Annotated in this window: 13 protein-coding genes; 7 read left to right on the forward strand and 6 right to left on the reverse strand. The window is 64.6% G+C overall.

Annotated features, from left to right (window positions below; all coding sequences use genetic code 11):
* Positions 1-416: 416 nt before the first annotated feature.
* The 5 genes from vanA to ACQR3T_RS09325 form a co-directional block, all read right to left on the reverse strand.
* Positions 417-1,532, reverse strand: a complete 1,116-nt coding sequence (gene vanA / locus ACQR3T_RS09305) for a D-alanine--(R)-lactate ligase (protein ID WP_428693202.1) — start codon at positions 1,530-1,532, stop codon at positions 417-419.
* A 138-nt stretch (positions 1,533-1,670) separates the two neighbouring features.
* On the reverse strand, positions 1,671-2,531 hold the full coding sequence (locus tag ACQR3T_RS09310; protein ID WP_428693203.1) for a spermidine synthase: 861 nt from the start codon (positions 2,529-2,531) through the stop codon (positions 1,671-1,673).
* On the reverse strand, positions 2,524-2,964 hold the full coding sequence (locus ACQR3T_RS09315; RefSeq protein WP_428693204.1) for a cupin domain-containing protein: 441 nt from the start codon (positions 2,962-2,964) through the stop codon (positions 2,524-2,526). The genes ACQR3T_RS09310 and ACQR3T_RS09315 overlap by 8 nt, the downstream gene beginning before the upstream one ends.
* Before the next feature lie 10 nt (positions 2,965-2,974).
* Entirely contained in the window at positions 2,975-3,640 is a 666-nt protein-coding gene (locus ACQR3T_RS09320; protein WP_428693205.1) for an SDR family NAD(P)-dependent oxidoreductase, read from the reverse strand.
* Entirely contained in the window at positions 3,637-4,338 is a 702-nt protein-coding gene (locus tag ACQR3T_RS09325; protein ID WP_428693206.1) for a TetR/AcrR family transcriptional regulator, read from the reverse strand. Before ACQR3T_RS09325 ends, ACQR3T_RS09320 begins: the two co-directional genes overlap by 4 nt.
* A 187-nt stretch (positions 4,339-4,525) precedes the next feature.
* On the opposite strand from ACQR3T_RS09325, the gene ACQR3T_RS09330 reads away from it, so the two are divergent.
* Genes ACQR3T_RS09330 through ACQR3T_RS09360 form a run of 7 tightly spaced genes read left to right on the forward strand, consistent with a single transcriptional unit; the run spans position 4,526 to position 12,291 of the window.
* Entirely contained in the window at positions 4,526-6,073 is a 1,548-nt protein-coding gene (locus ACQR3T_RS09330) for an amino acid permease (protein ID WP_428693207.1), read from the forward strand.
* 3 nt (positions 6,074-6,076) lie between these two features.
* Positions 6,077-6,859, forward strand: coding sequence for an urea amidolyase associated protein UAAP1 (locus ACQR3T_RS09335; protein ID WP_428693208.1), 783 nt, complete (start codon positions 6,077-6,079; stop codon positions 6,857-6,859).
* Positions 6,856-7,494 carry an urea amidolyase associated protein UAAP2 gene (locus ACQR3T_RS09340; protein ID WP_032378643.1) on the forward strand — a complete coding sequence of 213 codons (639 nt, stop codon included), beginning with the start codon at positions 6,856-6,858 and terminating at the stop codon, positions 7,492-7,494. Before ACQR3T_RS09335 ends, ACQR3T_RS09340 begins: the two co-directional genes overlap by 4 nt.
* On the forward strand, positions 7,491-9,503 hold the full coding sequence (locus ACQR3T_RS09345; protein WP_428693209.1) for a 5-oxoprolinase/urea amidolyase family protein: 2,013 nt from the start codon (positions 7,491-7,493) through the stop codon (positions 9,501-9,503). The genes ACQR3T_RS09340 and ACQR3T_RS09345 overlap by 4 nt, the downstream gene beginning before the upstream one ends.
* Positions 9,493-11,196, forward strand: coding sequence for an allophanate hydrolase (gene atzF, locus ACQR3T_RS09350; RefSeq protein WP_428693210.1), 1,704 nt, complete (start codon positions 9,493-9,495; stop codon positions 11,194-11,196). Before ACQR3T_RS09345 ends, atzF begins: the two co-directional genes overlap by 11 nt.
* Before the next feature lie 46 nt (positions 11,197-11,242).
* A complete protein-coding gene (locus ACQR3T_RS09355; protein WP_032378646.1) occupies positions 11,243-11,746 on the forward strand; it encodes a PaaI family thioesterase in 504 nt (167 codons plus the stop codon).
* Positions 11,747-11,772: 26 nt separating this feature from the next.
* Complete coding sequence (locus ACQR3T_RS09360; RefSeq protein ID WP_052070596.1) at positions 11,773-12,291, forward strand: winged helix-turn-helix transcriptional regulator; 519 nt, start codon at positions 11,773-11,775, stop codon at positions 12,289-12,291.
* Here ACQR3T_RS09360 and ACQR3T_RS09365 read toward each other — a convergent pair.
* A complete protein-coding gene (locus ACQR3T_RS09365; protein ID WP_428693211.1) occupies positions 12,241-12,882 on the reverse strand; it encodes a LysE family translocator in 642 nt (213 codons plus the stop codon). The genes ACQR3T_RS09360 and ACQR3T_RS09365 overlap by 51 nt on opposite strands.

Consider the following 12,882-nt stretch of genomic DNA (forward strand, 5'->3'; position numbering starts at 1 on the left):
ATGCGATGAACGGCCTGTAGAGCAACCCGTGAACTTTTTCAGACGGTTCAAGGAGGTAACACCCGCGCTCGAGGGATCGATTTAGTAGCTCGCCCATCGACAACCGAACGTCGGTCCAACCATGGAGTAGCGACTGCAGACACGCCAAGCCGCATACCTTTCGCGACCAGAACAGGTACTCGTCGCTGGAGCGGTATCCATCGGCTGCCCAATCGGGAAGGTCCCGTGGATCAGTACCCCGTAAGAAAACCTCCAGCCCAGAGGGGCCTGTGCGTCGCATGACGACCTCGTCGTTCTGTTTCAGATCCCCCCACTGCGAGACGCAGTGCAGAACCTCGTCACGTGACCGGAGAGTCGATATCGGCATCAATCGCTCCTGTCTGATCCGGGAGATGCCGCCCTCGCGATGGCGCTGTTCATCGTTCTTTCCGGTGCGACGCCATGGTGATGAGTCGGTCGATCACGTTCGACAGCGGGAGCCCGGCGGCCGCCATCATCCTGGGGTAGCGGCTGTACGAGGTCATGCCCGGCATAGTGTTGACCTCGTTGAGCACTACCTGCCCGTCGTTGGTCAGAAACATGTCCACTCGCGCCAGTCCTGTGCACCCGAGAACGCGGTAGATCTTTTCGGCGGTTTCTTGAACGAGTCGGCGTGAGTGGTCCGGGATGTCCGCAGGAACGATGAATGTCGAGTTCTCCGAACCGGTCTCGGGGGAGTCTTCCTGATGAATTCTGAAGAATCCGTGTGAAAGGTCGACGCGGTCCACCTCGCCCACTATCAGGCCGGACCTCTCGCCGAGGACCGCGCAGCCGATTTCGCTGCCTGTGACGGCCTCCTCGATGAGCACTTTCGAGTCGTACTTTCGTGCCAAGTCGATGGCGGTGATGAGCTCGGCCTGGTTGGCTACTTTGCTTACTCCGAAAGATGAGCCCGATCGGGCGGGTTTGACGAAAGCGGGATAGCGAAATTGGTTGGAGTCGACGTTCTCGTTCTCCGTGACAACCCAGAAGTTCGGTGTGGCGATCTCCGCGGACTTGGCGACGGCATAAGCCAAGGACTTGTCCATGCACACCGCTGAACCCTGGATGTCGCAACCGACATAGGGAATACCAGCTAGTTCCAACAGGCCCTGGATCGCACCGTCTTCACCGAGCTTTCCGTGCAGCAGGGGAAAGACGAGATCGAGGCGCACGGTCTCGTACTCCCCGTGCTTCATGACCAGCAGACCGTGAACAGCTCTATCGGGCGAGACCACGGCTGGAATACCAGTGCCGCTCTCCCACCCTTCGTCCGGGCCGTCGCACAACAACCAATCTCCACCTGTCGTGATGCCGATCCAGAACGGGTCGTATTTCTCCGCGTCGAGGCTACGTGCGACCTCTCGCGCCGACTTGACGGAAATGGGGTGTTCTTCACAAGCCCCTCCGAAAATGATTCCGACTTTGATCCGCGTCGTCCGATGTGCCTGCGCCTGCCGCGGCGCTGCGCAATCACGTTTTCCTTGGGTCACACCCCGGTCGTCGTAGGTCATATCGCCATCCAAGACGGAAGGGTGTTGCCAACACGTATGCGATTATCGATACGCAGACGAAATGTCGTTCATGCCTTCGGACCACGGTAGGTTTCTGCCGCCACCGGCAGGTCCAGGACTACGAATGTTTTCGCCGAATCAGGACGAGGTGCTCTCCGGAGAAGTCGATCGAGGCTGATCCCGCAACACCTTCGCATCACGCGCGAACGCTGTGACCTCCTCGGTCAACCACACGTGCGCCGGAACTGCGCCGCCGAGTAGTTCGCGAGCCAAAGACGGCGAATCCCCGATCGGCACATCGCTCCCCGCAATGATGATGTTCCCGTAGCGCCTGCCCTTGAGCATTGCCGGATCCGCGACGATTGCCGTGTGCGGAAAGATACTTCCGATGGTCGACGCCTCCTGCTTGGCGAGCGACAGGTCTCGGCGGTCACCGCAGTTGACGACGTACATTCCGCCGGGTGAGAGGACGCGTCGGACATGGGTGGTGAATTCGGCGGTGAGCAGCGGGGCCGGAGTTGTGGCTCCGGCGAACACATCTCGCACGATCAAGTCACGACTGTTCTCGCTCAAGGTCTCGGTGACCGCCCGAGCCTCACCGACTCGGATGCGAAGGAGAGGTGCCCGCGGCAGATCGAACCATTCGCGAACCAGCTCCGAGAGCTTCCCGTCGAGCTCCACAACCACCTGACGCGCACCGGGAAACTCGGCGGTGAACGAGCGTGCCAGCGTGCAGGCCCCACCCCCGAGATGCAACGCCCGCAGCGGGAAGGTCGAATCCCATTGCGCACGTACCAATCCCGAGATCCATCGCATGTACTCGAACTCGAGCACGGTGGGGTCGTTCATGTCGATGTGCGAACTCGGAACATCGTTGACGTTGACGACCCACCCGTCGGCAGAGAACGTATCGCGCACCAATTCACAGGTGCCCGAATCGATCTCGAACACACCGGGTTGCAGAGATCCGGCCGACGCTGTCGCCCGCTTCCTACCCATGGGAGTCCTCGAGCCGGAAGTCCTCGAAATCGAAGCCGGGAGTGACGATGCAGCTGACCAAGCTCGGCTCCTCGCCCACCGGCTGCGCCCGCTGCCAGACCAACGGTGGCACGATCTGCTGCGGAGATTCGGGCGCGACCAGCAACGAAGTCGCGGCCCCCGGCTGGGTCCCCGCACCGCCGAGGTCGAGCTGCACCGGACTGCCTCGGTGGTACAGCCACATCTCCGTCCCGCGAACGGTGTGCCAGGCCGACTGCTGGCCGGGCATGAGCAGGAACAGAATTGCCGTTCCGGCAGCACGCGGGCCGGGATAACCGTCGGGCAGAGATATCTGTGGAATCGTGACCTCACTGCGCCAGGTCTCCTTGAACCAACCACCCTCCGGGTGAGGTGCAAGGTCCAGGCTCTGAGCCCAGTCGGGCAGCGATGTCATGCCGGCAAGCCTAGTCAGCCGAGATCTGAACCCGGAACCTGTTCCGTTCGGTGTGCAGGCTCCACAGCTGCCCGGCGAGAGCCTCGGGGCTCTTTTTCGGATCCTTGCCGTCGATGGCACCACCGATGATCAACTGCGACACCTGGATTCCCTCCGCGGCCAACTCCTCGTTGAGCAGCTGCGCGTACGCGGCCTGTCCCGCGAACGCGATGGACGTGCCGGTGACCGTACGACCGGGCTTCACGGCAGAGCCGCCGTTGACGAACAGGATCGTGCCTTTGTTCTTGCCGAGGAATCGCATTCCCGGTAGCACCTGATGGACGGCGGCGATGGGTCCGTAGATGGAGAACTCGACCGGGCCGACCATGTCTGCCGGGGTGGTCTCGAGTACGGGCCGCATGAAGTCCTTCTGCGGAAGCGGGCTGTATTGCAGCACCTCGATGGGACCGAGTGTTTCGGTGACCTGCTCCAAGGCTGCGGCGATCGAGGCCGGGTCGCGCACGTCGGCGGCGAAGCCCTTCGCGGATACACCGTCGGCCACCAGCTGATCAGCGAGCGCGTCGACACGGGACTGGTTGCGGGAGATGAGGCCGACCGAGAAGCCCTGCGCGCCGAACTTACGCGCCACTGCTGCGCCGAGACCTGCACCTGCTCCGACTATTGCTATCGATGTCATGTCGAATGCAAGGACCGACGATCCTCGACTATTCCGACAACCTCCTCGAGCAGGGCCTCCGCACTCCGGTGCAACGCGGTGACATCCCCGGTCCAGCCGAGCACGCGCAGGGCGGCCTCGGCGATCCCCGCCGCATCCGCCGTGGAATCTCGGCGGCCGTTCTCGCGATCGGCACGCGCGTTCACCACCGTCTCGACCAGGCGAAACGGCAGGTCCTCCGTGCCCGGCCGACGCTCGGAGTCGAGTTGAACCAGGGTGTCCGACGCGATGGCCGCGTACAGACTCATCAGCGTGTACCGATGGTCGCGGAAGGTCTCGAAGCGCTCGCTGCGCAGCTCGGGCAGGAGGTAGAGCGCGCCCAGATTCCATGTCGATGCGGCGAGCTGCCCGGCGTCGAAGTAGGCGAGCGCGTACATCTGGGTCGAGGCCTCGGCCCCGGAATCGCGGATTCGCTGCGCAACGGCCAACGGAGCGTCGACGGTACCGCTGAGAAGTGCGTCGAGGATGTCGTCCTTGGTGGCGAAGTGGTGATAGAGCGAAGCCTGACGCAATCCGACGGCCTCGGCGATGACACGAGTCGAGGTGTTGGTGAAGCCGCGAGTGGTGAACAGCTCGGCCGATGCGTCGAGTATCTCCTCGCGAGCGGTGTCGCCGGGCCGCTTCTTCGTGCTCAATCTCGGTCTGCCTGCGCCGGTCATGGCCCCATCTTGTCAGGTCATCGTGTCGGTGAGATTTCTGTCATCTGATCGAAATAGACGAAACGAGCTTGTTGCACGACGGTCACCGCCCGGGAACGGCGGCGCCGAAAACTATCAACTGACAGAAACCCGCCTCGGCGATGCAGCGGGCGGTCACTCACCACCCACCTCGCCCGTAGGAGAGAACATGAGCTCGACAACTTTGCCGGCCCCGGGCTCGGGTTCGGAACCGACGTCCACCACCGATCACTCGGATCTCGCGGCCCTGGGCTACGACCAGCAGCTGCACCGCAGTCTCGGCAAGTACGCGTCGTTCGCCGCCGGTTTCTCGTTCGTCTCGATCCTCACCACCATCTTCCAGCTCTTCGGCCTCGGCTTCAGCTTCGGCGGCCCCGCCTTCTTCCTCACCTGGCCGCTGGTGTTCCTCGGCCAGTTCATGGTGGCCCTCAACTTCGCCGAACTCGCAGCCCGCTATCCCATCTCGGGTGCCATTTACCACTGGTCACGCCGCATGGGCGGTGAACTGGTCGGGTGGTTCGCCGGATGGTTCATGATCATCGCGCAGATCGTCACCGCCTCCGCCGCCGCCATCGCACTGCAGGTCGTACTCCCCAGCATCTGGGGCGGATTCCAGTTCATCGGTGAGGACACCGCGCTCACCTCCTCGAGCGGAGCTGCCAATGCCGTTCTGCTCGGATCGATCCTGCTGGTACTCACCACCACCATCAACTGCATCGGCGTGAACTGGATGTCGCGCATCAACAGCATCGGCGTCACCTGCGAGATCGTCGGCGTCATCGCGCTGGTGCTGGTGTTCTTCACCCATGCCGAGCGCGGACCGCAGGTGGTCTTCGATACCGGAAGTGCCGGAGCAGATCCCGGTTACATCGGGGCCTGGATCATCTCGGGCCTGATGGCCGCATACGTCATGGTCGGCTTCGGCTCCGCGGGCGAACTTGCCGAGGAAACCCGCAATCCCCGACGCGTCGCACCCCGCACCATCCGCCTTGCCCTCTCGGCATCGGCACTCGGCGGTGGCCTGATGATCGTCGGCGCACTCATGGCGGCACCGAGCCTGACCGACGGTCAGCTTGCGACACAGGGACTTCCGTACGTCATCGACTCGATCCTCACGTCCCCGTGGGGCAAGGTCCTGCTGATCGACGTCGCCATCGCCGTGTTCATCTGCACCCTCGCCATCCAGACCGCGGCCTCGCGGTTGATGTTCTCGATGGCCCGCGACGGTCGGCTGCCCGCCTCGACAGCGCTGGCGAAGGTCAACTCGCGCACCGGCACTCCCATCGCACCCTCGGTGCTCATCGGTCTGGCCTGCGTCGCGATCCTCGCGGTCAACGTCGGCAACTCCGCGATCTTCACCACCCTCTCGAGCGTGTGCATCGTGCTCATCTACCTCGCCTACATGATGGTCACCGTCCCCCTGCTGATCCAGCGACTCAAGGGCTGGCCGCACGGCGGGATCATGCACGACGCCGACGGCGAAAAGCTCTTCACCCTCGGCCGCCTCGGCCTGCCGGTCAACATCGCCGCAGTTCTCTACGGCGGTCTGATGGTGATCAACCTGTCGTGGCCGCGGGCCGAAATCTTCGACCCCACCGGCGAATTCCCATTGCTGCGGTGGGCCGCACCACTGACCGTCCTCGCCGTGATCGTCGTGGGCATCGCCTGCCTGCCCCACGGCAAAGCCCACCCCAAGCCCGTCACGATCGGAGCCTGAACCATGAGCACCGCAACAACGTATTCCGCCAAGGAACACGCACGATCCCAGGCGACCGTCGCGCCTGCACCCACAGCACCGGAGGGCATCTCGGAGCTCACCTGGGCAGAATCGGTGCCCGGTGGAAGCTACACCACCAAGGTCCTGGCTCGCGGAACCCGCCTGCGTCTCGTCGACGTCGACGGTGCTGCCTGCGCCAACATCCTGCTCTATCGCGTCGACGCACCGTGGGAACGGCTCAACACCGCCGACACCGTCAAGGTTCCGTGGCAGGCGTACCTGAGTGCAGGCCACCCCCTGCTCTCGGACCAGGGCCGCGTGCTGGCGACCATCGTCGACGACACCTCAAGCCACCACGATGCGTTGTGCGGCACCACATCCTCGGCGACCAACACCACGAAATACGGAGAGAGCGGACCACATTCGTCGGCTCCGGCAGGGCGTGAACTGTTCACCCTCGCCGCCGCCAAGCACGGACTCGAACCGCGGGACGTCGCGCCGTCCCTGTCGTTCTTCCACGGCGTCACCGTCGCCGCGGACGGGAGCCTCGTCAGCACCGGCTCGGCCGGACCGGGCCGCTCGGTGGACCTGCTCATCCACCTGCCGGTGATCGTGTTGCTCGCCAACACCGCTCACCCACTGGACCCCAGCCCCGAGTACCCCACGACGACGCTCGACGTACTGGCCTGGAAGGCACCCGAAGAGCTGCTCTCGCTCGACAACACCGAACCGGAATACCAGCGTGCAGTGCAGAACTCCGAGAACGCATGGAAGGCAGCGCAATGACCGCGAGCACCCTCGAGACCACAATCATCCGAGACGAAATCGCACCGGCGTTCGGTCCCTGGTCCGCCATCGTCGAAGCCGGTGACGTCCTGACCATCGTCGACCTGTACGGCAATCAGGCCGTCGACACTCTGCTGTACAGCGCACACGACCACTCGCTCCGGTACTCCGCCGCCGCGACGGTCACCGCGCAACAGAATTTGTTCCTCACCACCGGAACCGTTCTGCGCAGCGATGATTCGACACCGCTGATGACGATCATCGAGGACGAGGTCGGCAACCACGACACCGTCGGCGGTGCCTGCTCCAAGGAATCGAACACTCTGCGCTACGGCCACCACACTCAGCACCAACACGCATGCGTCGAAAACTTCCTCAGCGAAGGTTCCAAGTGGGGACTCGGCAAGCGAGACCTGGCCCCCAACATCAACTTCTTCATGAACGTCCCCGTCGACGCCGACGGCACCCTCGGCATCGTCGACGGTTTGTCGGCTCCCGGCAAGAAGCTCTCGCTCCGTGCCGAAATCGACACCCTCGTGTTGGTGTCGAACTGCCCGCAGATCAACAACCCCTGCAACGGATTCGACCCCACCGCGGTGCAGATGATCGTGACGCGAGAGTCGGCGGGGGCATGAACGCGACCAAGATGACCGTACTGCGGCCCGGAATGCTCACCACGGTGCAGGACTGGCCGGGACGCGTCGGCTACTGGAAGGTGGGCGTGCCGCCGTCGGGACCGATGGACGATCTGTCGTTCCGGCTCGGCAACACCGCGCTCGGCAACCCCGAGGGTGCACCGGGGCTCGAATCCACCATGGCTGGTCCGGCATTGACATTCGACACCGATACCTACGTCTGCGTCACCGGAGCCGCGGTACCGGTGCGCATCGACGGAAAATCGGTACCGCAGTGGCGACCCGTGCTGGTCCCCGCCGGAGCGAAGCTGGACGTTGGCACCACCACCGGACACGGGCTGCGGGTGTACGTACTGATCCAGGGCGGCCTGGACGTCGAGGATTACCTCGGCAGCGCAGCAACATTCACTCTCGGCAAGTTCGGCGGACATCGCGGTGGCATCCTGGGCGAGGGCGACATCATCGGACTGGCAGGCCGCTCCGACAACTCCGCCGTCCTCGGACCCATCCCGATGGAACACCTGCCGGTGCTGACGTCCGCCTGGGACATCGCCGTCACCGAGGGCCCGCACGGAGCGCCCGAGTTCTTCACCCGCGACGACATCGACACCCTCTACGCCACCCGCTACGAGGTGCACTTCAATTCCGATCGCACTGGAGTCCGGCTGATCGGCCCCAAGCCGCAGTGGGCTCGGGCCGACGGCGGCGAGGCCGGACTGCACCCGTCCAACATTCACGACAACGCCTACAGCGTCGGTGCTTTGGACTTCACCGGTGACACCCCGATCCTGCTCGGCCCCGACGGACCCAGTCTCGGCGGATTTGTCTGTCCTGTCACCGTTGTCGCGGCCGAACGCTGGAAGCTCGGTCAACTTCGTCCCGGAGACACCATCAGATTCGTTCCGGTCCGGGCTGCGGCCACAGCGCCGTTGGGATCGCTCGGCCTCGCCCGGCGCGCATCATTGCCCGCGGTCTTCTCCGCAGGCGGTGACGGCGACGACGGCGTCATCGCTCGACGAGACGCCGATACGTGCGTCACCTATCGCCGGTCGGGCGACGACAACGTGCTCGTCGAATACGGTGACATGAAACTCGACCTCACCCTGCGAGCGCGGGTGCACGCGCTGCACCAGCGGATCGAGGGCATCGCACCCCGAGGCCTGCTGGACCTGACACCGGGAATTCGCTCACTGCAGGTGAAGGTGAATCCCGATGTGCTGTCGATCGATTCGTTGATGGGACTGCTCGCCGAGGTCGAGGACGATCTGCCCGCAGCCTCGGAACTCGTGGTGCCCAGCCGCCAGGTTCGGCTGCCACTGTCGTGGGACGACCCGTCGACCAGGGAAGCGATCCAGCGATACATGCACGGTGTGCGCGCCGATGCCCCATGGTGTCCCTGGAACATCGAGTTCATCAGGCGGATGAACGGACTCGATTCCGTGGCAGACGTTTTCGACACCGTGTTCGCTGCCGACTACATGGTGCTCGGACTCGGTGACGTGTATTTGGGCGCTCCGGTGGCGACGCCACTGGACCCACGACACCGCCTGGTGACGACGAAGTACAACCCCGCACGCACGTGGACGCCGGAGAACGCCGTCGGCATCGGCGGAGCGTACCTGTGCATCTACGGTATGGAAGGCCCCGGCGGCTACCAGTTCGTCGGCCGAACCACGCAGGTGTGGAACCACAGTGCCGCGTACAGCGGCGGGCCGTTCGAGGAAGGAACTCCGTGGCTGTTGCGGTTCTTCGACCGAATCTCCTGGTACTCGGTCGAACCCGAGGAGCTGATGGATCTGCGCGCCGATCTGGCGGCCGGCCGCGGCGGCGGTGTGGACATCACCGACGGTGAGTTCTCCCTCGCCGAGCACGAGAGCTTCCTCGAGACCAACGCGGACTCCATTGCCGAATTCCGCGCGACGCAGGCCGTGGCCTTCGGAGCCGAGCGGGACGCATGGTCGGCAGCAGGCGAATTCGACACGACGAAAGGCAGAACCGATGCGGCCTGAGGTACGAGAGCGAGTTCTTCTGGCGTACAAACGTATTGCCGAGGTCGACCGCCCCGAGGTGTGGATCACCCTGCGCGACGAGAACGACGTGTTGGCCGAGGCCACGGCGCTCGACCGTGCCCTGGAGGCGGGCGCAAATCTGCCGCTCGCCGGCGTGCTGGTTGCGGTCAAGGACAACATCGACGTGGCGGGTCTGCCCACTACTGCCGCCTGCCCCGAATTCGCCTATGCGCCGACAGAATCCGCCACTGCCATCGAGCGCCTGACGAGCCAGGGCGCACTGGTGCTGGGCAAGACCAACCTGGATCAGTTCGCCACCGGACTGGTCGGCACTCGTAGCCCCTACGGGGCAGTGCGCTGCGCCTGGGACCCCACACTGGTGTCGGGTGGATCCAGCTCGGGCTCCGCTGCCGCAGTAGCACTGGGCATCGCAGATATCGGAATCGGCACCGACACAGCCGGTTCGGGACGAGTCCCCGCCGCGTTCCACGGCTTGGTGGGAATCAAGGCCTCGCTGGGAATCGTGCCGAACACCGGCGTGGTGCCTGCGTGCGCCGACTACGACTGCGTCACCGTGCTGGCTCACGATCTCGACAGTGCCACGGCAGCAATGAAAGTCATGACCGGGCCGACCGCTACCGATCCACGCAGCCGGGCCTGGCCCACCGACGTGCGGTTGGCCGCGTCCCCGCTACCCCGGGTCGCCGTCCCGCGAGGTGAGGACCTGGCATCGTTGAGCCCGGCGTACCGTCGGGCATTCGAGGCGACGGTCGCAGGCCTGGCCGAGAAGGGCTTCACCCACGTCGAGGTCGATATCTCAGGGCTGCTCGACGCGGCGAAGCTACTCTACGACGGAGCCATTGTGGCGCAGCGCTATTCGGCTGTCGGGGAGTTCCTCGACACCGCGCCTGCCGGGGCCGATCCCACCGTGGCCGCGATCGTCGGATCGGCAGCAGGGCCGTCCGCGCATCGGTACGTGGACGATCTCGCCGCTCTCGCCGAAGCCGAGACTGTGGCCCGCGCACTGCTGAACGGGTTCGACGGTCTACTGCTGCCCACCACCACCGAGCATCCGAGCATTGCTGCGGTGCAGTCGGATCCGATCGGCATCAATCGTCGCCTCGGTACGTTCACCAACTTCTGCAATCTGCTCGACATGGCAGCGGTGGCGGTTCCCGGTGAACCGACGCCGGACGGCAGTCCGTTCGGAGTCATGTTCGTCGTCCCCGCGTTCGAGGATCAGATCGCGATCGACCTCGCCGCACAGCTGAGCGGCGTCCCGTCGCCGTCGTTGATAGACGACGGCATCGAGGTATTGGCGGTCGGAGCGCATCTGCGCGGTTTTCCGGTGCACCACCAGTTGACCGACAGGGGTGCGCGCTTCAGCGGCGAGGTGACCACATCTGCGGACTATCGACTCGTGGATCTGCACACCACACCGCCCAAGCCTGGTCTGGTGCGGCGGGAAGGGGACGGCGCACCCATTGCCGGAGAGCTGTACCGAATGTCCGCGGCCGCGCTCGGCACCTTCCTCGCCGGGTTGCCTGCGCCCATGGGCCTCGGGCCGGTCGAGTTGTCGGACGGACGCTGGGTCACCGGCTTCTGCTGCGCACACGATGCGGCCGAGAAGGGAACCGACATCACCGAGTACGGGGGTTGGCGCGCATATCGCGATCACGGGTTACGATCATGAGCAGCTGACTATTATCGTGATAGTCACTCGAGGACGGGCCAGGCACATGATCACTGATGAGCATCGACGATCGCAGACCTTCTCGTGGGTCGACCCCGCCGAGGTGCTGAAGACTGCTTCGACCATGAGTGGTCTCGACGCCATGCGTGCGCTGGCGAACGGCGAGTTGCCACCTCCGCCCATCGCAGCGCTCATGCAGTTCTCCCCGGTGTCGGTCGAGACCGGCAAGGTGGTGTTCGAGTGCCAACCGTCCGAGGCGCACTACAACCCGATCGGCATGGTGCACGGCGGGCTGGTGTGCACGCTTCTCGACACCGTGCTCGGATGCGCAGCCCACACCACGCTCCCCGCAGGCACCGGGTACACCTCCATCGACATCAATGTCAGCTACCAGCGTCCGGTGCACTCCCACAGCGGGCCTCTGACGGCCACGGGGACAGTGGTCAAGAACGGCTCGCGGGTGATCTTCGCCGAAGGTTCGATAGTCGACAACACCGGCAGGGTCGTCGCAACCGGGACGAGCTCGTTGCTGGTCATCGCGGGAAGGTAGCTGTGCACCGTCGTAGTTTCGCGGACATGGAGTGCCCCATCGCCGGCGCACTCGAGCAGGTCGGCGAATGGTGGACGTTGCTGATACTGCGGGATGTGCTCGACGGCTTCTCTCGCTTCGACGAGCTGGAGTCCAATCTCGGTATCGCTCCGAACATGTTGACGCGCAGACTCAAAGGCCTCGTAGACGGCGGGCTCCTGGCCAAGGTGCAATACAGCGAGCGCCCCGCGCGCCACGAGTACGTGCCGACGGCGCGGGCCCGCGAACTCGGCCCGGTCATCGTCGCCCTGTATGCATGGGGAAACAAGCATGTGCCGCAGCAGGATCGGCGGGTGGTCCTGGTAGACGGAGACGGCCGACCGATCGATCCGGTGCTCGTCGACCGCGAGACAGGACAGTCTCTGCGCGAGAGCCGCGCGCAGTTCCTTCCTGGCCCGGCTGCGTCCGAAGCAGTACGGCGACGACTGGATCCGGAGCTGCGTGCCGCGCGTCGATCACGCAGGAACGGGCCTGCCGCCGTCGGTGGCGACACGCACCGCCAGTAGCCCGAGCACCGTGCCCATGAGGTAGCGCTGGATCTTCAGCCAGGTCGGCCGGACGGCGAGAAATCGGGCGATCGATCCGGCGAGCACCACGATCGCCAGGTTGACCGCCACCGCCACGGCGATCTGCACGCCGCCGAGCGTGAAGCCTTGCAGCAGAGGGTGACCGGCCGCGGGATCGACGAACTGCGGGATGACCGAGATGTACATGATCGCGATCTTCGGGTTCAGCAGGTTGGTCACCAGACCCATGGTGAACAGCCGCTGGGTCGAATCCTGTTGCAGCTCGGCCGGTTCGAACGCCGACACGCTCCCACGCAGCGCCTGCACCGCCAACCAGGCAAGGTAGGCGGCACCCGCGAGCTTGACCGCGGTGTACAACGCGGGCACGGCCGTGAACAACGCTGCCAGGCCGAGATTGGTGGCCGTCAGATAGACGAGGAAGCCGACAGCCACACCTGCGAGCGACACCATTCCCGCCCGCCTGCCTTGCGAGATGCTTCTCGAGACGAGGTAGATCATGTTGGGCCCCGGCGTCAGAACCAACGCCAGAGCTACCGCGAACACCCCGATCACAGCGGAATACGAGACCAT

Origin of the sequence: Rhodococcus sp. IEGM1428, from assembly GCF_050321865.1 — a bacterium.
Taxonomy (GTDB): Bacteria; Actinomycetota; Actinomycetes; order Mycobacteriales; family Mycobacteriaceae; genus Rhodococcoides.

What these genes read in the sequence shown, in the direction of transcription:
- vanA (WP_428693202.1), bottom strand. Translation starts at nt 1,532, where the DNA reads ATGACCTACGACGACCGGGGTGTGACCCAAGGAAAACGTGATTGCGCA.
- ACQR3T_RS09330 (WP_428693207.1), top strand. Translation starts at nt 4,526, where the DNA reads ATGAGCTCGACAACTTTGCCGGCCCCGGGCTCGGGTTCGGAACCGACG.
- atzF (WP_428693210.1), top strand. Translation starts at nt 9,493, where the DNA reads ATGCGGCCTGAGGTACGAGAGCGAGTTCTTCTGGCGTACAAACGTATT.
- ACQR3T_RS09355 (WP_032378646.1), top strand. Translation starts at nt 11,243, where the DNA reads ATGATCACTGATGAGCATCGACGATCGCAGACCTTCTCGTGGGTCGAC.
- ACQR3T_RS09315 (WP_428693204.1), bottom strand. Translation starts at nt 2,964, where the DNA reads ATGACATCGCTGCCCGACTGGGCTCAGAGCCTGGACCTTGCACCTCAC.
- ACQR3T_RS09325 (WP_428693206.1), bottom strand. Translation starts at nt 4,338, where the DNA reads ATGACCGGCGCAGGCAGACCGAGATTGAGCACGAAGAAGCGGCCCGGC.
- ACQR3T_RS09320 (WP_428693205.1), bottom strand. Translation starts at nt 3,640, where the DNA reads ATGACATCGATAGCAATAGTCGGAGCAGGTGCAGGTCTCGGCGCAGCA.
- ACQR3T_RS09340 (WP_032378643.1), top strand. Translation starts at nt 6,856, where the DNA reads ATGACCGCGAGCACCCTCGAGACCACAATCATCCGAGACGAAATCGCA.
- ACQR3T_RS09360 (WP_052070596.1), top strand. Translation starts at nt 11,773, where the DNA reads ATGGAGTGCCCCATCGCCGGCGCACTCGAGCAGGTCGGCGAATGGTGG.
- ACQR3T_RS09365 (WP_428693211.1), bottom strand. Translation starts at nt 12,882, where the DNA reads ATGGTCTCGTATTCCGCTGTGATCGGGGTGTTCGCGGTAGCTCTGGCG.
- ACQR3T_RS09310 (WP_428693203.1), bottom strand. Translation starts at nt 2,531, where the DNA reads ATGGGTAGGAAGCGGGCGACAGCGTCGGCCGGATCTCTGCAACCCGGT.
- ACQR3T_RS09345 (WP_428693209.1), top strand. Translation starts at nt 7,491, where the DNA reads ATGAACGCGACCAAGATGACCGTACTGCGGCCCGGAATGCTCACCACG.
- ACQR3T_RS09335 (WP_428693208.1), top strand. Translation starts at nt 6,077, where the DNA reads ATGAGCACCGCAACAACGTATTCCGCCAAGGAACACGCACGATCCCAG.